Source organism: Methylobacterium pseudosasicola, assembly GCF_900114535.1.
GTDB lineage: Bacteria > Pseudomonadota > Alphaproteobacteria > Rhizobiales > Beijerinckiaceae > Methylobacterium > Methylobacterium pseudosasicola.
Map to the genome: position 1 here is coordinate 20,754 of NZ_FOTK01000004.1, position 24,482 is coordinate 45,235.

The following is a 24,482-nucleotide window of genomic DNA, read 5'->3' on the forward strand; positions in this document are numbered from 1 at the left end:
GTGTGTCGATGGCATCCGACACGGTTCAGCCGACCGCACGCGCGGCCTCGCGCACCTGGCGGGCGGGCACACCGACCGGCTCTCCTGCCGGATCGCCCACGCCTGCGTCTGCACCGGCCGCCGTCGCTTCCTGTCCCAGGGCCATGGCGAGCAACCGTGCGCGTCGCGCCCAGAGGTCCCGCTCCCTTGCGATCTGGCTCGCGCGGTCCTGGCTGGTCGCCAAGGCAATCTGCATCCCGTCCAAGGTGTTGCGCAGCTCGGTCGTGCGCTCGCGCTCCGCGGCCAGCGCTTCCCTCAGCACGGTCAGCGCGATCGCCGAGGACGATGCCGCGATGCTCGGCTCGGGGTAGGGGTGTGAGGGAACGGGATCGATCGCCGGCGTATCAATCTCGGCCTGCCTCGACTGCAGGGTTTGGCCCGGGCGCGGCAGCTCGGCGCGGATCCGCGCGACGTCCAGCTCCGGAACGGTCTGTTGCGGGGACGCCTCGACGGCGGGATGGTCCAGAGCGGACGCGGGCACGCCCTCGTCGTCCAGGACCAGGCTGTGGAGCGTCGTGAACACGGCGTCGCCGTCGAGCCGGCCGAGGTCGAAGCCGCTCTCGTCCGCGAGGCTGCCCCACAGGGCGCGGCCCCGGGCCGAGTGTCCGACGAAACCCATCGACCAGTTCGGGAAGCCGCGGCGCTCGGCCGGGCCACATTGCAGCACCGTGACCTCGCCATGGCGCTCGTCGCGCTGGATGCGCTCGAAGGTGCTCTCGACCGCGCGGCGGGGGCCCTCCAGGACCTGGGCGAACGCACCGCCGTTGAACAGCAGCGCCCCGGTCACCTCGACCTTGGCGTTGTTGCGCCGGGACGTCTCCAGGATCTGCGCGATGGCGGCGCTCGCCTCGGCCTCGCTCATCTCCAGGAGGTTCTTGCTGGCATAGACCAAACGGTACAGCTCACTCATCGGGGCGGCTCCGGGAAACGTTTATGTGCGATCAGGCCTGGGCGGTGTGCTCGGTGAGCAGCTTCATGAGATCGTCAGCCGGGACGGGCCGGCTGATCAGGTAGCCCTGCACGTCGGTGCAGCCCTCCGAGCGGATGCGCTGCATCTGGTCGGCCGTCTCGACGCCCTCGGCGACGGTGGTCATCCCGAGGCTTTTACCCAGGCCTGCGATGGCCCGGATGATCGCGTCCCCGCCCGGCTTGACCGACAGGTCGCTCACGAACGATCGGTCGATCTTGATCTTGTCGAACGGGAACGAGCGCAGATAGCTCAGCGACGAGTATCCGGTGCCGAAGTCGTCCATCGACACGCGCACGCCGAGCGCTCGCAGCCGTTGCAGGATCTGCAAGGTCCGCTCGCTCTCGTGGAGCAGCACGCCCTCGGTGATCTCGATCTCCAGCCTGTGCGCCGGTAGGCCGGAACCGGCCAGCGCGGACATGATCGTCTCGACCAGGCGTTCGCTCTTGAACTGTGCGGGCGAGACGTTCACCGCGATGGAGATCGGTGCCGGCCAAGTCACGGCATCGCGACAGGCTTGCCGGATCACCCATTCCCCGATCGGCACGATCAAGCCGATCTCCTCGGCGAGCGGAATGAAGTCGAGCGGCGAGATCATCCCGCGCTCGGGATGGCGCCAGCGCAGCAAGGCCTCGCACCCGGTGAGACGATTGCTCTCCAGGTTGAGCTGCGGCTGGTAGTGCAGCTGGAACTCGCGGCGGGCGAGGGCTTGGCGGAGATCGAGTTCGAGACGGCGGCGCGCCTGCATCCGCGCGTCCATCTCGGGCTCGAAGAAGCGGAAGGTGCCGCGGCCGTCGAGCTTCGCCCTGTACAGCGCCAGGTCGGCGACCTTGAGCAGCCGGTCGGCGTCGACGCCGTCGGCCGGCGCCAGTGCGGCACCGACGCTGGCCCCGATCGTGAGCAGGTGACCATCGAGCATGTAGGTTCGCCCGATCAGATCGACCACGCGCCGCGCCAGGGGCAGCGTGTCGGCCGACGTCCTCACACCGGTCTGCAACACGACGAACTCGTCCCCGCCGATCCGGGCGACGGTATCGGTCGGGCGCACGGCCGAGCGCAGCCGGTCGGCGACCATGCGCAGCAGGGCGTCGCCGACGGGATGGCCCAGCGTGTCGTTGACCGGCTTGAACCGGTCGAGGTCGATCAACAGCAGGGCGCAACCCTCACCCGTCCTGTCGAGGCGGGCGAGCGCCTCGTCCAGGCGATCGCGCAGCATCAGCCGGTTCGGCAGGCCTGTCAGTGGATCGAGGCTGGCCATCGCCGCGGCCTCGGCCTCGGCGGTCCGACGCACGCTGACGTCCTCGATGATCGCGGCCCAACCGGTGCCCGGCACGGGCTGCAACTCGATCTGGATCGCTCGGGCGCCGTCGATCAGCTCGAACACGGTGCTGACCCCATCGACGCGTGAACGGCGCAGGTTCCGGAAGACCTCACGGCGGGAGGACTGTGCGAGCGCTAGGAGCGCACGCAAGCGCCCTCGCAAGGGAGGGGCTGCGTCGCGCGACAGCCCGAGTGCGTCGAGGAGGCGGTATGCCGGTTCGGTGCAAAGGATCTGTCGTCCGGTCTCGTCGACGAGCAGGAGGCCGTAGCGGATCGAGGCCAGGCATTGGATCAGCGATTCCGACCCGGTCTCGATCCAGCTCGGTACGCCGACAGCCGGCGTTAGCTGGGTTGGGGTGATACGCAAGGCACTCGACATGGCGTCCTGACCTGTCCTGCTTCGGAATGGCGTCGAAGCCCGCGGGCGTGCAGTCGTTCACGCGCGATGACGGTCGTGATTCACTGTTTGACCGTCTGTGATGTTGGATTTAGCGATAAATATTTGATTGTCCGTTAAAAGATCCGGACCTGATCGAGCGGAAACGCAACAAATGACGGTTTTGATAGCAATCAAATCCTCGATCGAGGTGATGTTGGCGATTTCAAAGTATCGCGCTTTCAATTTTCGACGTCGAACACGCTCAAGCTGCGCAAGCCGTTTCCTAACGGATCGTTACTTATCGGGCTGGCCTCGTACCGCCCGCCACTGCCCCCGGCGGGACGACCGAGCCGCCGCACGACCTCGCGCTCGAACGCAACGAAGCCGTCGAGTTCACCGCGCACGTTGCGCAGAGGCCGACAGTCGATCTCAGCGCGATACTTGATGCCGTCGCCGCGGTAGTTGGTCAGGTAGCCGTGGAACCGTTCACCGGCCGCAAGGGCGCGATGGAAGGCGTCGAGGGTTTCCCGCCTCGTCTCCTTGCCCTGCATGAAGCGAGGGCTTTGACCGACGATCCGGTCGAGGTCGCGTCCGACCAGTCGCCCAAAGGCGGGATTGGCATAGAGGATGATCGGGCCAGGTGAATCGATCGCCATGTCGGTGACGACGACCCCAATGGACGCGTCCTCGGCGAGCGCGCGGATCAGGTCGAGAACCATCATGAATGGATAACGTCGAAACGGCTGAAAAGGCTTCCGTTGGCAGCCGGGCGTTTGCCTGACCTTGGGGCGAAACCGGGGAACAAAGCCCTGCAAGCGGAGGGCTCGTGGGCTGTTCGCGAGTCAATGGACGTCCGCGCGGGGGAAATCTTCGCCACCAAGGCTCCTTTGGACGAGCTTACGCAAGTGGCGGCACCGCTGTCCGGTCATCATGATGAAGGTCTTACAGCGGATCGCCTCGATCCTGAGGGTATGGGCGACGCATTCTCGCGCGCCGACGCAGACCGTAAAACGATCCGAATCCAACATTAGATGGGGCGCCCGAGCCACGGGTATCCAAGTATGATCTTCGCCTTCAGATTAAGTGATGTCCATGACCCAGAAAATGGAAATCCCGGAGCATTTCTGGTCCGAGCTTGAGCGTACCGTCTCCTCGAAAGTGGGCGATGCTCTTAACACAGATGAAATTCCACGCGAATTACTGATCTCATATCTGCGCGATTTAGAGGTCATGGCACGGACCGCGTGTGATAGCCGCCAGACGGTCCAAATCATCGCATCCGGGCGTAGACTCCTCGGAGACCGACAGATGCTCGGGCCACACGATTGCGCGTTCTCATACGCGCACCTGTAAGCGGATTGGAGGCGGGAGATACGCGGGTGCCGTAGCCCAGATCGAAGACAACGATGCCCTACGACGAGATGGGTCGGCTGGCCGAGACGTAGACGGCTTCGGCGCTGCCCTGTTCGGGGTCGCTCAAGCTTGGCCTCGCCCGCCTGCTTCACAGCATCAGCCTCGGGACCTACGCATGGGCACTGCCTGTCCGATACCAGCGGATAGTTCAAGCGGCCTCCAGATGCCGTCTGAGCCAACGCGTCGCGTCTTCCAGATCGGGGAAGGTCGGGGCGTTTTTCCCCTGCAAACGGCCGAAGCCCACCTCCAGAAACCAGTTTCCGATATTGTCGTGCTCTGGGTAGTCGAGCCGCACCAGCACCGCCACGAGCAGGCCGTTGGCGATCACCAGCCGGCCTTCGCGATCAGGGCTGGCCGTGTCGACCGCGATCGGTTGCAGCACGATCAGCGTCTCGACGTTGCCCTGTTCGGACATCCGCTAGCCCTCCTTGGCGGTGCCTGGCCAACTCAGGTCGCGGCGCTCGCCCCAGCGGGTGTTGCGCAGGTGCAGGTAGTTCGGTGCGAAGCTACAGAAAGCCTTCAGGCGCTCGACATCGAGAATGGTCAATACCCGATGCTTGAGATGAATCAGGCCAAGGGTGCGCAGCTCCCGCAGGGTCCGGTTCACGTGCACGTCGGACAGGCCCATCGTGTCGGCGATCTCGGTCTGCGTCAGCGGGAACGCGTAGCTATTGTCGGTGACGCGTCCCACCGCTTCCAAACGCATGAGGAGTTCGCACAGGAGATGCGCGATGCGCTGATCCGGAGCCCGACCGCCCATGTTCACGAGCCACTCGCGCAGGACGGCGCCATCGACCAGGGTGCACCACCAGAAGGCGCGCGCGATGCTGGGATGGTGGGCTGTGATCTCGTCGATGGCCTGGCGCGGAACATCCACGACCTTACACGCCGAGATCGTGCCGATGCTGTGATCCATCTCGTCGAGGATGAACACGTTGAGGTCGCAGAAATCGCCCGGCACCAACAGGGCCATGATCTGGCGCTGGCCGTCCGGCAGCATCTTGTAGCGGCAGGCGAAGCCGTCGAGAATCAGGAGGACGTTGTCCGGCTTGTCGCCTTCCTGGATCAGATTCTGGCGCGCACCGACCTGCCGGACCTTGAGGACCAAGCGGTTCAGGGCCCAGCGCGCCTGGTCGGACAAGGGTTCGAAGCTCTCAAGCTTCCGTGTCAGCGCCTGCTGCATCGGACTGCTATCATGATTGAGAAAACCTGCTGATCGACCGGAAGATGTTCCTTGAAGGAACGCCGCGCCGAGCCGCGCCGATCCTGAGGAGGCATCGCCGGTACGATTTCGGACGCCCGGCCGCTGACCGGAAACAGGTGGCCCGCACCAAGAAACACCCCGCCACCCGGACCGGATCGCCCTGACGATCCAGGATGGCGGAATCCGCATGGGGAGCGTGTGCGAGGGCTCCCTTGGTTTTGGGCTGGTGCGCTCGTTGCTGAAGCGGCTCGATGGCGAGATCGACGTCCGCAGAGAGGCCGGTGTGACCGGGACGATCTCGTTCCCGGAGCTGCCAGCTGCCGAGACGGACGGCTGAGGCGAACGACCGGGACCAGGAGCCGGACTGCATCGCAGCCTCGTGCGCATCCCGACCGGGAGCCAAGGCGTGGAGCCTCCGCCGAAGCGAGCGTCGCGGGCGCACGAACTGAGTCAGGGGCGCTGGGCCGGTTCGGAGTGGAAAACGTAGTAGCCGACAAACCGCATCGCATCCTCCGCCTTCGCATGTCGGAAGCCTTCCGGGGGCCGATCCGACGGCCGGACGGTGCCGGCAAACTCCCAGTCATCGGCATGGATGAAAGTGGGGATCGGCTTGCATTGGAGGACGGCGCAGTGGATAGCGGGTTCGAACCGGCGAGCGAACACGGTGTAGAAGTAGGCCGGCATGAAGCCTCCTGCTCTGGCTACAGATCCCCTTGAAAACGTTCGGTATACTGATCGCTCAGGACTGCGAGCCGGCCCTGCAGCTCCGGCACCTCGATCCGGTAACGCCGAGCGCGATCCAGCATCGCCGCGGCAAGCGGGGGGCCAGCAGTCGTATCCGCTGCCTGGATCAACTCGTCAGCCAGCACGTTCGTGGCGATGATCCTCGCATTGAGCGCGCTCATCAAGATGAGCATCGGCTCGCGAGCCGCGTCCGTCCTCAAATCGGCCATTATCCTGGCCCTCGTTTGACGGATTACCTAGCATTTGCTGGTGTCGAGAGCAATCGGTTGTTTTCAACATTCTGACGGCATTCGATTACAGATATGAATTAAAACTCAATGGCAAATGTCAATGATGAGCGTATCCAATTAAGGGGCTGATGCCGGTTGGGCCGGACTAGGATTTTCGACAGGCTGAATCTGTTGAGGACGTTTGATCGCGGCATGTTCAGGGCCTGCCAAGCGAAGCAGTAGCTCAGATTATTCACATTCTTCAGGGGATGACGATTACAGAGCGGGTGCATCTCGCGGCGTCGCCATATGGATCAAGACAGTTGTCCTATCGCCTGCCCTGTCGGCCGTCCGAAGGCTTCGCCGACCGAACTCCGCGCGAATTTGAAGACCCTCGAAACATATTCCCTTCCGTTGGAAAAGCATGTCAGCGCTTCAAGTGTCGGTAAGACGCTGCATCGAACGGCAATGTCGGCGTTGAGCCACCGCTCGCCAGAAAGCAGCCCACGGCTATCGGCCAGGGGCTGCCAAAGCTGGCCCGCCGTACTGCCTTGAAGCGGGCCTTTCGGCCTTCTGCAGAGGGCCGGAAGCGGCGCTCCGCGACGGGTACCAAGTGCCGGATTCGGACCGCTGGCAATGAGATTTGACGCTCCTACGGCGGCGGGCATCCATGATCCCGCGCCACCGTGGACGGCGATGCGAGGCGGAGCTTCGCGAGGGCACCGCAGACCGTCGCACGGCGAGGCAGTCGTGTGTCAGGGCGCTAGCGATCCCAACTGCTCGATGTCCTCGTCGGGAATCGGCGCCGGCGGGACGGGGCGGCGCGGTTGCCTCCAGAAGTCCAGGTTGGGGTCCCCGGAGATGTGCGTGTCGTCGAGGGCGTGGCAGAGCCATCGCAGGCCCTCGACCCCCGTGCCGCCGCCACAGGTGAACACGAGGTCGCGGGCGACGACGAGCGTCGAGTCGTAGCGCGTCATCCGGACGTGCACCGGCGCCTCGGACACGTCGATGTCGCCGCGGAAGCCGCGGGCGTGAAGGTACCTGTCAGGCCGGATCACGAGCGCGAACGGGTCTTCGTCGGCGGGATTGCGGACCGCCCAGAACTCCAGGTCGCATCGCGAGAAGGCGGTCCGTGCCTCCGCGGTCAGCGGGGCGAGGAGCCAGATCGGATTTGTCGCGAGCGCGAGCGGATCCGTCGCCTTCAGCGTCTCGAAGCGACGCGCCGGCCATTCGCGGGCCGGCCGTCCCGGAGTGCGCCTGGCCTGCCGTTGCGCCAAGTAGTGGACGTAGGGCCGTACGGTGCGGTTCACCCAGGGCATGCTCTATCCTGTCAGGCTCGCGACGGCATGCTCGCCGATTCGGGATCCCGTGTCATGAGGCGAACTCCGCCGCGACTTGGACCGCCGCCTGGACGAACTTGTTCGACGCTTGGAAGCCGCGTTGCCGTCCAGGCTCAAGGCGACGCCTCGGCGACATGAAGCGCCTCAGATCGGCCGGCGAGGCCGAACGGCACGATGCCGGCGTGGGATGTTCGTTGCTCTTCAATCCCAGCGGGGGCCGATCGGCAACGCGGCGGGAGGCTCTCGGCGCCCTCGTGCGCACGATCCGGGATCGACCGCTGCCGGAAACCGAACCGGACGTTGCGTGTGGCGTGCGAGAGGCGCACGTCGAAGTCACGGAGGAGGTACGGAACGAGGGTGCCCTTCGCGAATGGGATCGGTCAGGGCCGATCCGCGATCCGGGCCGTGATCGGGCTGCCCTGGTCGAACGGCCGGACCGAGGGGCGGATAGCGAAGCCAAGGCTCGTTGCGCCGGACGTGCGGCGGCTGCAGGATTGACCTACTCCATGGCCGCCGGGTTGGCCTCGCGCCGCGCCGATCGGCCAGAGTGGGGCAGAACCCCGCTCCGAGGCCGATCGACCCTGTCGATGCGGTCGCCGTCGTCCGGGGCGGACGTAGCCACGTCGGCAAGGCCATCGCTGCGACGACGGGCCTGGGTCGACGCGTGGTCGCCCTGGCGGACCGTCACCGACCCTGTTCGTCCGACGCGACGCCATGCCGACGCCGCCCACCATGCGATCGAGCGTTCCGTCCCGGCCGGGCCGCCATGCGGGTGGTCCCGCGCCGACGCGGGATCCGCCGGCCGGGTGCGTCCGGGAGGCGGCGGCCGCGAGAGGCTTCGATCAGGCCGAGCGCCCGAGGATGCGACGCGCGACGTTCGGTACCTCGTGCGCCTCGAGCCGCTCGGCGGCCGCGACCCGCGCCAGCAGGGCTTCGGTCAGGTACGGGTCGTACCTCTCGCGCATCGGCTTGGCAGCCAGGCGTGCGAGGGCCTCGCCGTCGGGTGGGGGCGAACGCGCCAGCTCCGACACGATCGCGCGCAAGCCGGGCGCCGAGCAGTCGCGAACCTCGATCGCGTGGCGTACCGGAGAGGCCTGGAAATTCCGGGCGAGCAGCGCGAGCGCGAACGTGTCGAGCTTCGGGCCGCCCACCCAGGGAAAGATCACGCAGTCGCGCCCGACCGCCACGATCGCGTCGTGGGCGAGGCCGTACTCACGGAACGCGTGCCTCGCCTGCTCCAGCAGCGCACGGGCGCCCGCGTCCAGGAAGGCCGGGACGCCCGCGCCGATCAGGGTGTCCCGCATCGCCGCCGCGACCCGGTCGTGGACGCCGGCCCAGCCTCCGCCGAACCGCGGAGGAAGCGCCGCGTTCGTTGGGCTCACCAGCAGCGCCCTGGCGCGGGCGTCGATCGATTCGACGCGCCACCGGCGCCCGTTGAAGATGATGGTCTGCCCCGTGGCGAGCGTCGAATCGAGCGGCAGCGTGCCCAGGAGCTTCCCGCCTTCGGCCAGGACCCGGTACTCCTCGTCGACCTGGAACACGGCGTAGAAATCGTGTCCGGCGACGAGGCGTTCCCCGGCCGGCCCCAGCATCAGCAGGCCGTCCGGGGACATCTCGACGAGCGCCGCCTCGCGGCGCGCGACGGCCCGGAGCACTTCCACGAACAGGTCGCGGCCGACGTTGCGGAAGGGGCCGTGGCGACACAGGACCTGCCAGGCCGTATCCGGGCGCAGGCCTCCCGTCTGGGCGATCAGCGCGAGCGTTTGCTGGACCAGCGTGGAGAGATGCAGGCCACCCACGCGCGGCGGCTCGCACCAGCGATCGAGCAGGAGCCCGATCATCGCCACGGCCTGCACCACGTCCAGCCTCAGGCGATCGGCGGGATGGAGCGTCGGCGCGAAGGCGTCCTCGGAAACGTAGATGCGGAGGACGGACGGCACGCCGCGCCGGCGTCCGGACCGACCCAGCCTCTGGCGCAGCGACGACACGGACCAGCCCGGCCCGATCTGCGCCACGCTTTCGACGTCGCCGATGTCGATGCCGAGCTCCAGCGTGGTCGTGGCCACGGCGGTCGTCGGGCGCCCGTCCTCGCGCAGCCGCGCCTCGACGGCCTCGCGCTCGGCCCGCGCCAGGTTGCCGTGATGGGCGAAGAACTCGTTGGGCAGGCGCGCCGCCTCGGACATGGCCCGGAGGTGGTCCGTGTAGACCTCGACGTTCTGCCGCGAGCCGGCGAACAGGAGGTTGCGCCGGCCGCGCAGGACCTCGAAGAGGTGGGCCGCCACGGGTTCGGCCGCCGCCACGCCGACGGCCGCCACGTCCGTTCCGCCCCCGCCGGGCGGCGGCTCCGGTCGGCGCGGGCACTCGTAGCCGCGCACCTGCAGCAGCAGGTCGGCCCCGCCTTCCGCGCTCTCGACGAGCCGGACGGAATCGGGCTCGCCGGGACGCAAGGCCTCGCGGGCGAGCGCCATGTCGCCCAGCGTCGCCGAGAGCCCGATCCGGTCGATGCGATCCCGGCCCGCGGCCACCTCGATGCGGGATAGGACGGACTGGAGCTGGCGCCCCCGCTCGGTCCCGACGAACGCGTGAAGCTCGTCGACGACGACGGCGTCGAGGTTCCCGAACAGGCGCGCCGCTTCCCCGCCCCGTCGCACGAGGGTCGCCTCCAGGGATTCCGGCGTGATCAGCACCACGCCCTGCGGCCGCTCCCTGGCCTTGCGCTTCGCGTCCGCGGAGACGTCGCCGTGCCACCGGTGCAGGGGCATGCCGCAGGCCTCCAGCAGGCCCTCCAGGCGCCTGAACTGGTCGTTGATGAGCGCCTTCAGGGGGCTGACGTAGACGACGCAGAACCCCGGGCGGCGGCCGTCCAGCCGTGGGAGCGCCTGCGACAGCAGTGGCAGGAAGGCGGCCTCGGTCTTGCCCGCCGCGGTGCGGGCGGCGAGGATCACGTCCCCCCCGCCGAGGATCGCAGGCACCGCCCGCTCCTGCACGTCCCGCAGCTCGGACCAGCCCTGCTGCCAGATCCACCGCCGGACCGGCTCCGCGAGCAGCTCGAACGCGCGGGACGCGCCGTCGTCCGTGTCGGCGCGTCCGGCGCTCACAGCCGCAGGCGGGCGAGTTCGTCGCCGGTGCCGGCCTCGCCCCCGGGGCCCTCGGAGCCGCCCGGGATCGCCAGCTCGTCCGCGGCCCCGCGATCCTCGGCCACCGCGAGGACGCCGAGGCGCTCGCGCCAGTCCGCGCCCGGGTTCTGCTCCAGCACGGCGAGCAGGTCGACGAAGGCCTTCACCGTGTTGCGCGGCGTGCGGAAGTAGGCGTCGCCCACCCGCGCCCGGTAGTGTTCCAGGAAGGCGCCCAGCGCCTCGTCGGGAACGAGGTGACGGGCCGGGTCGCCCGCCGCGAACACGGTCCTCAGCCGCTCAAGCAGGACCAGCATCTCCTCGGGCGTCAGGTTCTGGAGCCGGACGACGGGGCCCGACAGGTCGACGAGCCCGTCGGTGGCGAAGGTGTTTCCCGCGAGCCGGGACTGCAGCGCCTCGTACGAGTAGAGGCCGCGGCGGGTGTCGAGCATGAACTCGGGCGTGCCGCCGAGCACGAAGCCGAGACCCTCGACCGTGCCCTGCAGGACATCGTTGAGGATGCGCAGGACCTGCTCGTAGTTCTGGTTGCGAGCCTGCGCGCTCTGGAGCTTGTATAGGTTGACCAGCTCGTCGAGGCAGACGAACAGCCCGGCGTAGCCCGACAGCCGCACGAACCGGGCGAGCAGCTTGAGGCTATCGTAGATGTTGGCGTCGTCGATGACGCTGCGGACCCCGAGGTCCTGGCGCGCCTCCGTCCGCGTCGTGTACTCGCCGCGCAGCCAGCGCAGGGCGTTCGCCTGACGGGTCTCGTCGCCCGCCTCGTGGGCGGCGGCGTAGGCCGCGACCACGGTGGCGAAGTCGTAGCCGCCGACCTGCTCTTGCAAGTCGACGAGCCGGGCCCGGATCTGGGCCTCCGTGCCGCGGCCCTCCCGCCTGGCGTCCTCGATGGCCTGGGCGACGAAGCGCTCCAGGACGTTCCGCAGGGCACCGCCGTCCGGCGCGGTGCGGGTGGCGAGGTTGCGCGCAAGCTCCGCGTAGAGGAGCCGCGCCTGACCCCCGGTTGCGTGGAGGCGGCGGTCGGGCGCGAGGTCGGCCTGGAGCACGACGAGGTTCTTGGCGAGCGCGAGCTGGCGCACCAGGAACAGGAAGAAGGTCTTGCCCGCCCCGTACTCCCCGACGACGAAGCGCATCGACGCCCCGCCGTCGGCGACCCGGCCGACGTCGGCGAGCAGCGCCTCGATCTCCCGGCGGCGGCCGACCTGGATGTGCTGGAGGCCGAGGCGCGGGACGACGCCCGCCCGCAAGGCGTTGATGACGGTGTCCCGGTCGCGCGCCCTGATCGGCGGCGGAACCTTCGCCCCGGGGGCGGACGCGGCGGTCGTGTTGGCGGTCATGCGGCTTCAGGCAGCGGTTCGGGAAGCAGGTGCAGGTTGAGCTGTACGGGATCGCCCTCCTCGACGAGGGGCTCGTCGAAGCGCTCGAAGGCCCACGCGTTGAGGTTCTCCATCGCGGCGCCCGGCATCAGCCCGAACTCGCGCGCCAAGCGGTCGAACTCGGCGCGCGGCCACGATTCGCGCGCGGCGAGTTCGTGCAGGAACTGCCCGTGGCGAGGGTCGAGCCCCGCGTATCGTTCGGGGGCTTCCGCGGCCGCGGCGGGGGACACGCCCTCGGATGCCGCGGCGGCCGGCGCGGGGGCCTCGGCGTCGTCGAACACGTCGGCGAGGACGGAGCTCACCGCCGCCGTCTCCGCACGGATGGCCGCCAGGCGCGCGGCGTCGACCATCGAGGCCCCCGCGCCGGCCGCCGTGGCCGTTCCGGAAACGCTTGATGGCGGTGCGGCCTGAGCCTCGCGGCCCCGGGGCGAGGCGAGCGCCCGCCGATCCGGGATGGGCGCGCCGGGGATGGCGAAGACCCGCTCCCCGGCCTCGGCGAGCGCGACGCGGACCAACCCGTCCGAGGTCCCGCCGCCGACGATCGACGTTTCCGATCGGTGCAGCGCCGATTAGAGCCGATCCCGTTCGATCCCCATATGACGGAACACCTTCTCGAGGAGGGCGATCTCCGCCCGGTCGTGCCGTCCGTCGCTGGAGGCGACCCGGACGAGCATGTCGCCGACCGCCTGCCTGCGCTCGGCGCCGAGCTCGACGAGGCGGGCGCGCAGCGACGGCAGCTCGGCGGGGGTCGCCTCCAGCCAGGACGAGTCCGCGGCCAGGCGGCGACGCTCGTCCGGGGCCAGCCCGGGCGACACGGCGGCCATCTCGCGCAGCACCGCACGCTCGTCGTCGGTGACCTCCCCGTCGGCCATGGCCACCAGCATGCCCACGGACAGGGTCAGGAACGCGGCCCTATAGGCGTCCGTGGGCGGCTCGACCGCCTCGGCGGGACCTTCGAGAGGGAACAGCACCACGGACGACGCGCCGGCGTGACGGGCGGGAAAGCGCGGGTCCGGGATCAGGCCCAGCCCGAGCCTGCAGAGGGTGTCGCCGAGCTCGCGCAGCCGCGCCGGCGTCGCCTTGTCCGCGGCCTGGCCGGACAGGCGGCCGAAGACGTCCGCGAACGGGACGGAGGCCCCGGCGTCGGCGCGGGCGGCGAGCCACTCCAGGTCCCCCCGGCCGGCCGCCCCCAGCGCGCGCTGGCGCTCGTCAGGAGGCAGCAGGGCCAGGGCCTGGAGCGTCGAAGCCCGGGACGGGTGCCTGCCGACATGCCGGCTGTAGGCGTCGAGCCGGTCGGTGCATCGGCCCAGGATCTCGCGCCCGAAGGCCAGGGTCTCCGGAAACTGGGCGAGGTCCGGCAGCGTCCCGATCACGTCGGGCGCGACGTCGACCTCGAACGTGCCGCTCGCCCCCCGGTAGCGGAGGGGCGAGGTCCTCCCGGGTTCGGCCGCCAGGACCAGGCCGCCGGCCGGCCGCCGGCCATCGAACTCGGCGGCGAACGCGTCCCTGAGGTGGTCGAAGGCGCGGCGCGCCGGGGTCCTGACCTGCGTCTCCGGGTGCGACATCGTCCAGGCGAGCAACCAGTCGGCCTCGACAGGCCGGCCATCCCGGACCCGCCGCCCGACTGCGATGCGGACCGGGGCGGGCAGGTCCGCGCCGCACGCGGCGAAGACTGGCTCGGGGTCGCGCCCCCGGGGTGAGGCCGAGGGCGTCGATGGCGGAGAGGAGGTCGGTCGCGTAGCGGCGGAACGAGCCGTTGTCCCCGTAGGCCGCCAGCAGACGCTCCACCTCCGCACGGATGGCGGGACGGTCCTCGGCGGACCCGTCCAGGATCGCCCTGCGCTCCAGGCCGTAGAGGTAGACGAAGACGTAGCCGATGTATGTCCCGGGATCCGACCGGTCGCCCGACAGCCATTCGAGGAGGGCGCGCCGCGAGGAGGGCCGCATGGTCTCGTACGCCGGCCAGTAGTCCATGTGCTGCCCGGAACCGTCGCCGTTGCCCTTGGCGACGGACAGTCCCGGATCGATCAGGCAATGGTCGTTGCGTCCGTATCCCCTGGCCGGAGGCAGCGTGCGCCCGACGTAGACGAGGCCGGGCAGCTCGAATTCGGCGACCGTCGCCCGGCGGCCGGCGGGTACCCAGACCCGATCGCCGGCCGACCGATGCGGCGACGCCGCGGCCTTCGACGGGGCGGTCGGCGCAGGCGCCATGGCGGATGGATCGGACGGGGCCTGGGGCGCGTCGATGCCGCCCCAGCCGCCCGTCGTCGTGGCGCCGAAGCCGGTCCCGGCCGCTGGTGGCCACGCCCTCGCCGGGACGGCGGCCCCCCCGGGAGGGGCCATGCCCGACGGGGGGGCGAGGTCGACGCGAACCACGGGCGGCGCGATCGGAAGGGCGTGGGCCGTGGAACCCGGTGAGGCGGCCGGGATCCGGCCTCCGTCCGATCCCGGCGGCGGCGCCTCGGCCGCGACGATCGCGGGTGGTGCGGCCGAGCCCCGGGCGAGCGACCGCCCGCGCCTGCGGCGCCAGGCCGCCCAGAGGGCGAACAGGCCACCGGGAGCCAGGGCCCAGGCCCATGGGGACCCTCGGCCGGACCCGTACTCGATCGAGGGAGGGGGCGTCGGCGCGGGCATGCCCGCCGGGACCGCGGCTCCCCCGCCGGTCGATGCGGTGGCCGCCGTACCGGCATCGTCGCGCGCGACGGCCGTGGCCGCGGCGGGCCAGGGCGTTTCTGCCTCCAGATACGGGGGGCGAGGGCGGGATGCGTCCGGCAACGCCGGCGGGACGGCCCGGCCGGACGCGGGGGCCGAGGGCGTGTCCTGCGCCCCGGCCCTCGTGCGCTGCTCGGCGGGCGCGGCGGCGGCCGTCGGGCTCGGCCGGCGGCGACGCTGCAGCCGGGCCACCGTCTCCCGATCGGCACGGCCGGTTTCGGCCAAGCCCTCGTCGCGTTGGAAGCGGCGGAGCGCCATCAGGGATTGGCGTCCCCAGCGGCCGTCGGGGGCGCCCGGATCGAAACCCAGCGCCTTCAGGTCGGCCTGGATGGACCGGGCGTCGGTCGTGGCGACCTGTTGGGCGAACGCATGGACCGGGGGGACGGCGCCGGCCAAGGCCACCCCCATCAGAAGCGTCCATCGAGGCTCGGTCCGAATTCTGTTCGCCACCAGGGGGCCGCTCCACGCCGGAGTGCTTCGACTTCCGGTCCTTCTCCGCCGTCCAGCTTCCACTGTATTCCAGGTTGATCTGCCAAACCAAGGGAGATCCCACAGGTTGACGGAACTGACTTCCGCGGCCTGCCGCATGGATCGCCGTGCGCCGTCCTGGGCCGCGTGCGGCGATTCGGTCAGCTTGCAAGCGGCATCCCGCCTGACCGCATCGTCGCGGGCCAGTTCCGCGACGCCGCCGCCGCGGTGCCGATGCGCGTCCATGCGCGCAACGATCCCCGCGACCGCGGCTTCCGTCGCTCCGACGTCGACCATCGTGATGGAGCGGAAGGTATCGAGGTCCGCCCTGCGCGTCGCGGCCGTGACCGACGAGGCGACGCAGGCCTGCTGCAGGTCCCGCAGGCGGGTGAGCAAGGCTTCGCGGACTTTCGGGGCCACCGCCGGCAGGGCTGCCACGGCCTCGGGCGGCCGCGCGCCGCAGGCGTCGCCGAGGCGGAGGGCGCCGTCCTCGTGCGTCGCCTTCGCCCGCGCCAGCCGAACCCGGGCGTACTTGAGCGCTCCCCGGCAGGACGCCGACCGTCCGCGCTGCGCCCAAGGCTCCCACGGCGGCTCGCAGGGCGCCGCGTGCCGCCTCGCGGGCGCCGGTGATGCGGCCCGGGTGCGCGGCGGTCGCCTCGCCTCCGAGCGCCGATGGGCCGCCGTCGGGGCGTGCGTGGCCAGGGTCTCTCCGAGATGGCTGACGCCGGCAGGACGGACATGGTCGTTCCGGCCTCGCCAATGACGCGATGTCCTCTGACCGCCCGGAACATGGGCGGTGTTGGGCCGGGGCTTGGGACGGGTCCGTCCCGGACGGTGCTTCGGAGTTGCGCCCGACGCGGCGACATCCGCGCGTCGCCGCCGCTCCACGAGGGCGGCCGAATGCCGTGTTCCCGCTCGCAGGTTGTGGGCTGGCGATTGCCTCCTGGACTTTCGTGTCCCTTCTCCCGCGAGCCGGCGACGGATCCTCCGCCGCTTTCGTGGTTGGTGGCCTGCCCGCGCCGCCGGCCCCTTCCGCCAGTGGCGGCGACCGTTCGGATGCTCTGGCCGTCAGCGGCGCGCGGCCGTGGGAGGCTCCCGCCCCGGCGGGGGCGCCTCGCTCGTCAGGGTCCCACGTGGCGTCCAGATAGGCTTGGGCGCCCCGTGTTCAGGAGTGGCGGGCCGCCTTCGGGCATTGCCTGACCTGGGTGGCGACCGAGGGATTTTCGGGATGCCGTCCCGGGATGAATTGGGATTTATCCGGGAAGATGACCCCGGTAACCTGTTCGTACCACACGCTTATTTTTCGCGAAAAATAAGTGGTGGAGCTGAGGGGAATCGAACCCCTGACCTCCGCAGTGCGATTGCGGCGCTCTCCCATCTGAGCTACAGCCCCGTCGAGGCGCCGGCCTTGTAGGCGCGGGCGGCTCAGCCTGTCAATTCCTGTTTCACCGCCGCCCGCCAATGCGCCGATCCCGGTGCCGCCGCGCGGGCGCCCCGAGGATACGCGCGGACCTGCATGAACGCCCTGATCTGGCTCTTCGACACGGTCGTCCAGCTCTTCATCTACGTCCTCATCGCCAGCGCGGTCCTGAGCTGGCTCGTGGCGTTCAACGTGGTGAATGTCCGCAATCCGATCGTCGCCCAGATCGGCGAGGTGCTCTACCGGATCACCGAGCCGGTGCTGCGGCCGATCCGCAACCTGCTGCCCAATCTCGGCGGCGTCGACATCTCGCCGATCATCCTGATCCTGCTGCTGCTGTTCATCAGCCGCCTTCTGCACGAATATGCCGTGCCCCAGGCGTATATCTACGCGCAGTAGGATCGAGCGACCGTGAAGACAAATCCAGGCCGGTTCTTCGAGGATTTCCGCCTCGGCGAGACCATCCGCCACGCCACGCCCCGCACCGTCACGGTGGGCGACGTGGCCCTCTACACCGGCCTCTACGGCCCGCGCTTCGCCGTGCAATCGTCGGACGCCTTCGCGCGGGCCTTCGGCTACCCCAAAAGCCCGCTCGACGACCTGCTGACCTTCCACATGGTGTTCGGCAAGACCGTGCCGGACGTCTCGCTCAACGCGCTCGCCAATCTCGGCTACGCGGAGGGCGGGTTCCGCCGGCCGGTCTATCCGGGCGAGACCCTGTCGACCGTCTCCGAGGTGATCGGCCTCAAGGAGAGCTCGAACCGCCAGACCGGCGTGGTCTATGTCCGCTCCGTGGGCTCCGACGAGGCCGGCGAGACCGTGCTGAGCTATTGCCGCTGGGTTCTGGTGCGCAAGCGCGACCCGGACGCCGCGATCGCCGAAGAGCACGTGCCGACGCTGGCCAAGGTGGTCGATCCGCGGGACCTCGCGGGCGCCCTGCCGAAGCTGTCCGCCGCCGCCTACGATTCGGAGCTCGCCGGCAGCTCGCATCGCTTCGCCGATTATGCGGTCGGGGAGAAGATCGACCACGTCGACGGCATGACCGTCGAGGAGGCCGAGCACCAGATCGCCACGCGCCTGTTCCAGAACACCGCCAAGGTCCATTTCGACGGCCTGGCCGCCAAGGACACCCGGTTCGGCCGGCGGCTGATCTATGGCGGGCACGTGATCTCGCTGGCCCGGGCGCTCAGCTTCAACGGCTTGGGCAACGCCTTCGCGCTCGCCGGCATCAATGCGGGTCGCCACGTGGCGCCGCTCTTTGCCGGCGACACGGTCTATGCCTGGAGCGAGGTTCTGGACGCAGCCGATGTCGGCCGCGACGATGTCGGCCTCCTGCGCCTGCGCACGGTGGCCACCAAGAACCAGCCCTGCGGTGCCTTCCCGGACCGGACCGGCGAGGGCTACGACCCGGCCGTGATCCTCGATCTGGATTACTGGGCGTTCGTGCCGAAGTAGAGTTGGGCTCGATAGGCTGATCGGTCCGGATATGGCGCGCTTTCCCTCCCCCCTCTGCGGGGGGAGGGTGGCCCGCGAAGCGGGTCGGGAGAGGGGCAGCGCGACGGTGCAGCTCGTGGCTCCCGTCGCAACCTTTTCGGACACGCCGCTCCCCTCTCCCGACCCCTGCTGACGCAGGGGCCACCCTCCCCCGCAGAGGGGGGAGGGGGTGCGCGGGTGTGTTGATCTCCGCTGCCCTCGTTCGGCGCCGATGTGTAGGAACGCCATCGCCCGCCCGGCAGCGGGCGCGCTATTCGACCCTTGCAGGAGCCGCCCGATGGATCCCGTGCCGTCGATGGAGGCCGTGACGATCCGGCCGGCGGGCCTGGACGATGCGCCGGCCATCGCGGCGATCCATGTTGCCGCTTGGCTGGAAACCTATGCCGGGCTCCTGCCCGCCGCGATGATCGCGGCTCTGACGGTCGAGATGCGGCTGGCGGCCTGGACGCGGATCCTCGGCGATCCGGCTTCCGGCACGACGGTCGCGGTCGCCGAGGGACCTGCGGGGCTGGTCGGGTTCGGGTCCTGCGGCGCCCAGCGCTCGGCCGAGCTGGCGGCGGACGGCTTCGACGGTGAGGTCAGTGCGATCTACGTCCTGAGAGCCGCGCAGCGGCGTGGGACCGGCAGCGCCCTGATGGCCGCGCTGGCGGCGCACCTGCGACAGAGTGGTCATCGAGCCGCCAGCCTGTGGGTGCTGCACGACAATGTTTCCGCCCGGCAATTCTACGAACGCCTCGGCGGCTCCGTGGTCGGTGAGCGGGCGGAACGGCGGGAGCAGGCCACGCTCATGGAGGTCGCCTATGGGTGGCGGGATCTTGCGGCGCTCCAGCGGAGTCCGGTTTCCGGCTGACGCACATCCTCCGTCATTGCGAGCGCAGCGAAGCAACCCAGGGAAACGCCACCTTCGGGGATCGCGCGCTGCCCTGGCTTGCTTCGCTGCGCTCGCAATGACGGTGGAGCGCGGGCGACCCAAAAAATGAAAAAATCAGCGCAGGCCGTTGCGTACCACGCCGGCTTCGACCGCCACGGAGAGGCGGTCCGTGACCGCCCATTCGACCCCGACGCGGGCGTTCGGCAGGATCGCGATGTCCTGGCGGGTCAGGGGCGGGGTGAACGGGGTCGGCCCGACCCGCAGGGTGTCGTGGACGGCGCCGGCCCCGGCCTTGGCGTAGAGCAGCACGTCCGGCGCCAGCAGGGTCCCGACCTTCACCTCCAGCGCGCCGGCGAAGTCGCGGCTATAGGCGAGGCGCCCGAAGCCCGGGGTGAGCGTGCCGTCGAGGCCGGCGAGGTAATCCAGGCCACCGCTGATCCCGTAGAGGATCGGCCCCTCCTGCCACATCCGGCCGCCCTCGAACCCGAGGGTCGGGCCTGAATAGCTGCCGAAATGCCGGGAGGCGCTGACCGCGTAGCCGGTGGACAGGCTCGCGTAGGAACCGGTCCAGCGGCCCGCATCCGCAACCGGCTCCCAGGCGAAGGCCGGCAGCGGCGCAAAGCCCGTGAACGGCAGCAGCGCCTGGGCGGCGGCGGGGCCGGCCGGGAGCAGGATGGCGCCGAGCCCGAGGCAGGCTGCGAATCGGCGGGGGCGGGAACCGGCGGATCGGGTCATGCCGGCAGGATAGCGAAACGCACCTGGGTGAAACAGGTCAGGCCGCCAGGGATCGGTCTCCGACCAATTGCCCGAAGGGCTGCACCAGGACGCGCCGGCCGCTGAGGTCGTGGACGCTGACCCGCCATTCGGACCAGTCGGTCCGATCGGACAAGGCCTGCATCACGTCGGCGGCGACCCGGCGCGCCCGCACGCTCAGGCGCCCGGCCGCGCGGATCTCGGCGCCGCGGGCGTCGAAGACGCATTCCAGGCCGTTGGTGCAGTGGAACCGGTAGCGGGCCATCGGGGCTCCTGTCTCGTCCTGCCGGAGGTGTTAATGTTCTATATATGTTCCCGAATTAGAGGGACATCCCACGGGTACGATCGGCCGCAGGTCTGCCGAGGGTGTTTCACAGGATTTCGACTTCAACCGCCGGCCTCTCGTCCCGCGCCGTCGTCGTGGGCCGGATCCCGAAGGGCATGATGGCTCCTCGGGGAAGAATTTCGATTTCTAAGCGCCCAGCACGCCGCTATCACCCCCCGGTCACCGGCCGCGATCGCCTGTCGGTCCGGAACGGAACTGCCCTGGTGATCGAGACATCCGGACGCCCTGTCGCCCCCGGGGGCACCCCGCACGACGGCGCGGGTGCGTCCCTGGATGCGGTCGCCCTGCGGCTCGACCGCCTGCCGCTCACGCGGCTCCATCTGGCGATCCTGGCGGTCTGCACCCTCGGCCTGTTCACCGACGTGGCCGAAGTCGCCCTCAGCAACGCCCTGGCGGCGATCTTCCTGGCGCCGCCCCACAACATGCCGCGGGGCAGCCTGTCCCTGCTGCTGGCCTCGGTCTTCGCCGGGGGTGCGGTGGGGGCGCCGGTCTTCGGCCTGATCGGCGACCGGTTCGGACGGCGGAAGGCGCTCCAGGCCACCCTCGGGCTGATGGCCATCGGGTCGATGGCCGCCGCCTTGAGTTCGGGCCTCACCGCGCTCACCGTCGCCCGGGTCGTGTCCGGCTTCGCCATCGGCGGCTTCCCACCGCTGGCCGCCACCTACCTCGCCGACGTGATGCCGCCCCGGCGGCGTGGCGCGATGCTGCTGGTCTGTGCCGGAATCGGCTTTCTCGGCGGCTCCGCGGTGATCCTGCTGGTCCAGGCGCTGGCGCCGGGGTTGCTCGGGATCGCGGCGTGGCGCTGGGCCCTGGTGCTGGGCGCGGTCCTGGCATTCGCCGGGGCGATCCTGTTCGCTCGGCTGCCGGAATCGCCGCGCTGGCTCGCCTCGGTCGGGCGCGCCGCCGCGGCCGAGCGCGCCTGCCGCCGCTTCGAGGTGGCGGCCGGCATGGTCCCGCCGGCGGTTTTCGCGGAGCCGGCCCCGGATCCGCGGCACCCGGTGCGGGCGGGGCTGCGGGCGCTCCTCGCCGAGCCGCGGCAGCTGCGCCGCACCGCCCTGTTCGTCGGCCTCTACGGGCTCGCGCCCTGGGCGACGGTGGGCTTCCCCCTGCTTAGCGCGGTGGTGATGCTGCAGAAGGGGTTTCGGGTCGACCAATCCCTGGTCTTCGCCGGCCTGTCGATGCTCGGGCCGCCGCTCGGGACCCTGCTCACCGCCACGGTGATCGACCGTCTGGAGCGGCGGGCCTGCCTGGTCGCCCTGGCCGCCGCGATGGTGATCCTCGGCACCGCCTTCGCCATCGGCGAGACCTTTGAGACCCTGGTCCTGATCGGCCTGGCGTTCAACACCGCCGCAGCGATCTATGGCGGCCTCCTGGCGGTCTACGCGACGGAGCTGCTGTCGACCGCCCTGCGGGCCTCGGCCCTCACCTGCGCCTGGGCCGGCGGCCGGGTCGCCGCCGCCCTGACGCCGATCGTCCTGCTGCCGGTGCTCGCAGGCTACGGGATCCACGCCATGTTCGCCGTGCTCACCGCCACCCTGGTCGCCAGCGGCGCCCTCGTGCTCGGCGGTCCGCGCGGCCGCTCCGGCAGGCCGGTGGTGCGCTAGCGCCGCTGGGGCTCTATCTTGATGAGACAGCGATACGGCCTGCGCGAAGGATTCTTTATGCCCGCCCTCCGGATCCCGATTGCGGCCCTGCTGATCGCCCTCGCCGCGGCGGCGCAGGCGCAGACCGTGCTGGTCCCGTCCGGCGATTCGGCGGTGACGCAGCCCGGCGGCACCGAGGGGCGCGCCGCCCGCCGCAACATCCGCGAGGCGATCCGGAACGGCGACGTGGTCGGCGTCCCGCCCGGAACCCGCCCCGCCGCGGTCGAGCGGCGGCTCCCGCGCAATCCGGCTCGGCCGGCCCGGGGCGAATGATCCTCACCTGTGGTCGGGCGGCCCTTGATTTTGCGGTGACGGACGGCGATCGCAGGGGCTGGCGGGATGGTTCCGCACCGGAGTCCACTGCGTGTCTCGTCCGGCGCTCGTCCCCAGTTCTATCCAGACGACCCGCCACATCGAGCCGAAGCGCGCCTTCGAGTTCTGGCGCGCCACCGCGCTAGCGCCGTTCGGCGATGTCGGGCGCGTGCATGCCCGCGACGCGTTCCGGGCCAAGCGTCTCGTCGTGGCGGGGGCGGGCTGGGGCCTGACCCATACAGTCAGCAGCCCGGTCGGCCTGACCATCGGAGCCCGTCAGGTCGACCGGAGCGGCCCCGAGACGGTGGTGATCGGCCTGGGCCTCGACGGGATCGGCTACCAGCAGCAGGGAGAGCGCGGCGGCCGCCTCGGGGCCGGCGACATCAGCTTCCTGTCGCGCCAGCATCCCCTCGTGGCCGGCACCCAGAGCGACTACGCGGAGCTCCGGCTGGCGCTGCCGCGGGCGACCTTCGAGGCCTGGATCGGCACGGTCGACGCCTTCGCGGGGCGCTGCATCGCCGACCGGCCGGAGCATGCCGCGTTCAAGGCGGCGTTCCACGCCTTCGCCGCCGCGGCGGCCTGGATGACGGAGGAGGAGGCGTGGGGCGCGCTCGAGGGCGTGCTGCACCTCTTGGGCACCCTCGTCCGGGATCCGGCGGAGCGGCCGGGCGCGGCGATCTCCTGCGAGACGGTGGCGTCCCTGGCCCGCGCCCATATCGTGCGCCGGCTCCATGACCCGCAGCTCGGCCCGGCCGAGATTCACGCGGCGCTCGGTGTCTCGCGGGCCCAGCTGTACCGGGCCTTTGCCGGCACCGACGGCGTCGCGGCGACGATCCGCGACGCCCGCCTCGATCTCGCCCATCGCCGCCTTGCGGCGCCGCGCACCGATGGGATGAAGATCGCCACCATCGCGTATGCCTGCGGCTTCACCGACGTGCCGACCTTCAACCGCGCCTTCCGCCAGCGCTTCGGCCTCTCGCCGCGGGCGCTGCGTGCCGGTGCGGGCGATCCTGCGGGCGCGCCTATTTGAGGTGGTAGGCGACGCCGGCGATCAGCGCCTTCTCCTCGGTGTTCGGGGTGCGCCGCGGATCGCCGCCGAACTTGTTGTGCCAGTACTGGAAGCCGACGAACGCCTCGACCCGGTTGGGGGCGTTCTCGATCAGCTGCCCGATATCCAGGACGAGGTTGGTCTGCGAGACGAATTCCACCTGCGTCCGGTTCTCGTTGATCTGGCCGTAGCGGCCCTTGGGCAGGATCAGGGTGTTGAAGCCCGCCAGCGCCAGGGGCAGGCCGGTGAAGGCCAGCGGGATCGTGTAGGTCAACTCGAATTCCGGCGTCATCTTGTACTCGACGCTGCGGAAATGCGCGTAATCGAAGCCCAGAATGACCGGTAGGCCGGACTCCTTGCTCGGGGCCGTTCCGGCGAAGCCGTTGCGGGAGAATTCCTTGTAGCCCTGGACCTTCAGGTTCACGAACCCGGCCGGCACGTCGAAGGCCAAGCTGAGGCCGAAGGTGCCGGCACGCTTCTCGGAATCGAACTTCGTGTCCTTGGTGTTGATGTCGGCCCCGAACGACAGTCCGATATCTTTCACGAGGCCCGGGATGGCGAAGACCGTCGTGTCGAAGATCTTGTTCGGGCTGAGCACGCTCCGGTAGATCAGGTAGACCTCCGTGGCGCCGTAATCCTTGAACGGGACGCGCTTGTCGCCGGCCGGATCCTGGGATCCGGACCGGAGGATGTCCAGCGAGATCAGGTTGGTGCCGTAGGCCCAGGAATTGGCGTGGAATAGGTTGACCACGTTCTTGGGGACCTCGCGGGCCACCTGCCGGCCCTTCGCGGTGCCGTCCTGCCGCGGCACGGTGAGGCCGGGCTCCGCGGAGGGGCCTTGGAAGCGGTAGCTGACCACTGTGTCCGAGAAGGAGAAGAATGACGGCGGCGGCGCGGCCATCACGGTCGCGGCGGCCAGCGGCACCCCGGCCTCCGGGGGCTTCGGCGGGGCGGCGGCCTCGTCGATGGCCCGGGCGGGGCCGACGAGATGCGCTTGCGCCAGCAGGGAGGCCGCGGTCAGCAGAACCGCCCGCAGTGATCGGGGAGATGCGCCGCTCCCTCCCCCCTCTGCGGGGGAGGGTGGCCCCTGAAGGGGGTCGGGAGAGGGGCGCAGCGGTGCAGATTGAAGCGCCGGCCTGCACATCTGCTCTGCTTTTTCCGGAGGACGGGTTCCCCTCTCCCGACCCTCGCTGACGCGAGGCCCACCCTCCCCCGCAGAGGGGGGAGGGAGACGCGCGTGGGTCTGGCCGCTGTTGTCTTCCGGCAATGCCGGGTGAATCCGGTCGTCCACGG

At 70.2% G+C, this 24,482-nt stretch carries 22 protein-coding genes, 1 tRNA gene and 2 pseudogenes; 7 read left to right on the plus strand and 18 right to left on the minus strand.

Going from position 1 to position 24,482, the window contains the following annotated elements:
* Positions 1-25: 25 nt before the first annotated feature.
* The 5 genes from BM228_RS05295 to BM228_RS05325 all read right to left on the minus strand — a co-directional run bounded on the left by BM228_RS05295 (position 26) and on the right by BM228_RS05325 (position 5,301).
* A complete protein-coding gene (locus BM228_RS05295) occupies positions 26-949 on the minus strand; it encodes a BLUF domain-containing protein (protein ID WP_092037918.1) in 924 nt (307 codons plus the stop codon).
* Between the two features lie 31 nt (positions 950-980).
* On the minus strand, positions 981-2,693 hold the full coding sequence (locus BM228_RS05300; RefSeq protein WP_425284905.1) for a putative bifunctional diguanylate cyclase/phosphodiesterase: 1,713 nt from the start codon (positions 2,691-2,693) through the stop codon (positions 981-983).
* 251 nt (positions 2,694-2,944) lie between these two features.
* Positions 2,945-3,427 carry a PAS domain-containing protein gene (locus tag BM228_RS05305; RefSeq protein WP_092037921.1) on the minus strand — a complete coding sequence of 161 codons (483 nt, stop codon included), beginning with the start codon at positions 3,425-3,427 and terminating at the stop codon, positions 2,945-2,947.
* An 839-nt stretch (positions 3,428-4,266) separates the two neighbouring features.
* Complete coding sequence (locus BM228_RS05320; RefSeq protein WP_092037927.1) at positions 4,267-4,533, minus strand: hypothetical protein; 267 nt, start codon at positions 4,531-4,533, stop codon at positions 4,267-4,269.
* A gap of 3 nt (positions 4,534-4,536) precedes the next feature.
* Positions 4,537-5,301, minus strand: coding sequence for a Crp/Fnr family transcriptional regulator (locus BM228_RS05325; RefSeq protein ID WP_092037929.1), 765 nt, complete (start codon positions 5,299-5,301; stop codon positions 4,537-4,539).
* A 208-nt stretch (positions 5,302-5,509) separates the two neighbouring features.
* On the opposite strand from BM228_RS05325, the gene BM228_RS34505 reads away from it, so the two are divergent.
* Positions 5,510-5,659 (plus strand): hypothetical protein, encoded by a 150-nt coding sequence (locus tag BM228_RS34505; protein WP_167367663.1) that lies wholly within the window; start codon positions 5,510-5,512, stop codon positions 5,657-5,659.
* 113 nt (positions 5,660-5,772) lie between these two features.
* On the opposite strand, the gene BM228_RS05330 is transcribed toward BM228_RS34505, so the two are convergent.
* The 10 genes and pseudogenes from BM228_RS05330 to BM228_RS05370 form a co-directional block, all read right to left on the minus strand.
* Entirely contained in the window at positions 5,773-6,006 is a 234-nt protein-coding gene (locus BM228_RS05330; RefSeq protein ID WP_092037931.1) for a hypothetical protein, read from the minus strand.
* A 17-nt stretch (positions 6,007-6,023) separates the two neighbouring features.
* Positions 6,024-6,275 carry a hypothetical protein gene (locus BM228_RS05335; RefSeq protein WP_092037932.1) on the minus strand — a complete coding sequence of 84 codons (252 nt, stop codon included), beginning with the start codon at positions 6,273-6,275 and terminating at the stop codon, positions 6,024-6,026.
* A gap of 755 nt (positions 6,276-7,030) precedes the next feature.
* A complete protein-coding gene (locus BM228_RS05340; protein WP_092037934.1) occupies positions 7,031-7,594 on the minus strand; it encodes a hypothetical protein in 564 nt (187 codons plus the stop codon).
* Between the two features lie 863 nt (positions 7,595-8,457).
* On the minus strand, positions 8,458-10,713 hold the full coding sequence (locus BM228_RS05350) for a DEAD/DEAH box helicase (protein WP_092037938.1): 2,256 nt from the start codon (positions 10,711-10,713) through the stop codon (positions 8,458-8,460).
* On the minus strand, positions 10,710-12,083 hold the full coding sequence (locus BM228_RS05355; protein ID WP_208611989.1) for an ATP-binding protein: 1,374 nt from the start codon (positions 12,081-12,083) through the stop codon (positions 10,710-10,712). The genes BM228_RS05350 and BM228_RS05355 overlap by 4 nt, the downstream gene beginning before the upstream one ends.
* A complete protein-coding gene (locus BM228_RS35265; RefSeq protein ID WP_244537025.1) occupies positions 12,080-12,637 on the minus strand; it encodes a tellurite resistance TerB C-terminal domain-containing protein in 558 nt (185 codons plus the stop codon). Before BM228_RS35265 ends, BM228_RS05355 begins: the two co-directional genes overlap by 4 nt.
* A gap of 54 nt (positions 12,638-12,691) precedes the next feature.
* Positions 12,692-13,702, minus strand: a complete 1,011-nt coding sequence (locus BM228_RS35270; protein WP_244537043.1) for a tellurite resistance TerB family protein — start codon at positions 13,700-13,702, stop codon at positions 12,692-12,694.
* Between the two features lie 9 nt (positions 13,703-13,711).
* A pseudogene (locus tag BM228_RS35790) lies at positions 13,712-13,918 on the minus strand (hypothetical protein); the annotation flags it as partial.
* Positions 13,887-15,599, minus strand: a pseudogene (locus BM228_RS35990) (TerB N-terminal domain-containing protein); the annotation flags it as partial. The pseudogenes BM228_RS35990 and BM228_RS35790, both read right to left, overlap by 32 nt.
* 1,020 nt (positions 15,600-16,619) lie before the next feature.
* Positions 16,620-16,695: transfer RNA gene (locus BM228_RS05370), tRNA-Ala, on the minus strand.
* A gap of 123 nt (positions 16,696-16,818) precedes the next feature.
* Between BM228_RS05370 and BM228_RS05375 the strand changes: the two genes are divergently transcribed.
* The 3 genes from BM228_RS05375 to BM228_RS05385 all read left to right on the plus strand — a co-directional run bounded on the left by BM228_RS05375 (position 16,819) and on the right by BM228_RS05385 (position 19,066).
* The gene (locus BM228_RS05375) at positions 16,819-17,121 is read left to right on the plus strand and encodes a YggT family protein (protein ID WP_007567711.1); all 303 of its coding nucleotides are present in this window, start codon (positions 16,819-16,821) and stop codon (positions 17,119-17,121) included.
* A 12-nt stretch (positions 17,122-17,133) separates the two neighbouring features.
* Positions 17,134-18,177 carry a MaoC family dehydratase gene (locus BM228_RS05380; RefSeq protein ID WP_092037940.1) on the plus strand — a complete coding sequence of 348 codons (1,044 nt, stop codon included), beginning with the start codon at positions 17,134-17,136 and terminating at the stop codon, positions 18,175-18,177.
* A gap of 316 nt (positions 18,178-18,493) precedes the next feature.
* The gene (locus tag BM228_RS05385) at positions 18,494-19,066 is read left to right on the plus strand and encodes a GNAT family N-acetyltransferase (RefSeq protein WP_092037941.1); all 573 of its coding nucleotides are present in this window, start codon (positions 18,494-18,496) and stop codon (positions 19,064-19,066) included.
* A gap of 135 nt (positions 19,067-19,201) precedes the next feature.
* On the opposite strand, the gene BM228_RS05390 is transcribed toward BM228_RS05385, so the two are convergent.
* Complete coding sequence (locus BM228_RS05390) at positions 19,202-19,822, minus strand: outer membrane protein (protein ID WP_092037943.1); 621 nt, start codon at positions 19,820-19,822, stop codon at positions 19,202-19,204.
* Positions 19,823-19,859: 37 nt separating this feature from the next.
* Complete coding sequence (locus tag BM228_RS05395; RefSeq protein ID WP_092037945.1) at positions 19,860-20,105, minus strand: DUF6894 family protein; 246 nt, start codon at positions 20,103-20,105, stop codon at positions 19,860-19,862.
* A gap of 284 nt (positions 20,106-20,389) precedes the next feature.
* Between BM228_RS05395 and BM228_RS05400 the strand changes: the two genes are divergently transcribed.
* From BM228_RS05400 to BM228_RS05410, 3 genes are all read left to right on the plus strand, one after another.
* A complete protein-coding gene (locus BM228_RS05400; RefSeq protein ID WP_244537026.1) occupies positions 20,390-21,790 on the plus strand; it encodes an MFS transporter in 1,401 nt (466 codons plus the stop codon).
* Between the two features lie 57 nt (positions 21,791-21,847).
* Positions 21,848-22,102 (plus strand): hypothetical protein, encoded by a 255-nt coding sequence (locus BM228_RS05405; protein WP_092037948.1) that lies wholly within the window; start codon positions 21,848-21,850, stop codon positions 22,100-22,102.
* A 91-nt stretch (positions 22,103-22,193) separates the two neighbouring features.
* A complete protein-coding gene (locus tag BM228_RS05410; RefSeq protein WP_092037950.1) occupies positions 22,194-23,171 on the plus strand; it encodes a helix-turn-helix domain-containing protein in 978 nt (325 codons plus the stop codon).
* On the opposite strand, the gene BM228_RS05415 is transcribed toward BM228_RS05410, so the two are convergent.
* Entirely contained in the window at positions 23,164-24,333 is a 1,170-nt protein-coding gene (locus tag BM228_RS05415) for a hypothetical protein (RefSeq protein WP_244537027.1), read from the minus strand. The two genes, BM228_RS05410 and BM228_RS05415, sit on opposite strands and share 8 nt — an antisense overlap.
* Between the last annotated feature and the right edge of the window lie 149 nt (positions 24,334-24,482).

Excerpts from the sequence above, each read along its gene's own strand:
- BM228_RS05325 (WP_092037929.1), bottom strand. The coding sequence starts at position 5,301 with ATGCAGCAGGCGCTGACACGGAAGCTTGAGAGCTTCGAACCCTTGTCC.
- BM228_RS05395 (WP_092037945.1), bottom strand. The coding sequence starts at position 20,105 with ATGGCCCGCTACCGGTTCCACTGCACCAACGGCCTGGAATGCGTCTTC.
- BM228_RS05355 (WP_208611989.1), bottom strand. The coding sequence starts at position 12,083 with ATGACCGCCAACACGACCGCCGCGTCCGCCCCCGGGGCGAAGGTTCCG.
- BM228_RS05415 (WP_244537027.1), bottom strand. The coding sequence starts at position 24,333 with ATGTGCAGGCCGGCGCTTCAATCTGCACCGCTGCGCCCCTCTCCCGAC.
- BM228_RS05295 (WP_092037918.1), bottom strand. The coding sequence starts at position 949 with ATGAGTGAGCTGTACCGTTTGGTCTATGCCAGCAAGAACCTCCTGGAG.
- BM228_RS05390 (WP_092037943.1), bottom strand. The coding sequence starts at position 19,822 with ATGACCCGATCCGCCGGTTCCCGCCCCCGCCGATTCGCAGCCTGCCTC.
- BM228_RS05340 (WP_092037934.1), bottom strand. The coding sequence starts at position 7,594 with ATGCCCTGGGTGAACCGCACCGTACGGCCCTACGTCCACTACTTGGCG.
- BM228_RS05375 (WP_007567711.1), top strand. The coding sequence starts at position 16,819 with ATGAACGCCCTGATCTGGCTCTTCGACACGGTCGTCCAGCTCTTCATC.
- BM228_RS05385 (WP_092037941.1), top strand. The coding sequence starts at position 18,494 with ATGGATCCCGTGCCGTCGATGGAGGCCGTGACGATCCGGCCGGCGGGC.
- BM228_RS05405 (WP_092037948.1), top strand. The coding sequence starts at position 21,848 with ATGCCCGCCCTCCGGATCCCGATTGCGGCCCTGCTGATCGCCCTCGCC.
- BM228_RS05320 (WP_092037927.1), bottom strand. The coding sequence starts at position 4,533 with ATGTCCGAACAGGGCAACGTCGAGACGCTGATCGTGCTGCAACCGATC.
- BM228_RS34505 (WP_167367663.1), top strand. The coding sequence starts at position 5,510 with ATGGGGAGCGTGTGCGAGGGCTCCCTTGGTTTTGGGCTGGTGCGCTCG.
- BM228_RS05335 (WP_092037932.1), bottom strand. The coding sequence starts at position 6,275 with ATGGCCGATTTGAGGACGGACGCGGCTCGCGAGCCGATGCTCATCTTG.
- BM228_RS05305 (WP_092037921.1), bottom strand. The coding sequence starts at position 3,427 with ATGATGGTTCTCGACCTGATCCGCGCGCTCGCCGAGGACGCGTCCATT.
- BM228_RS05330 (WP_092037931.1), bottom strand. The coding sequence starts at position 6,006 with ATGCCGGCCTACTTCTACACCGTGTTCGCTCGCCGGTTCGAACCCGCT.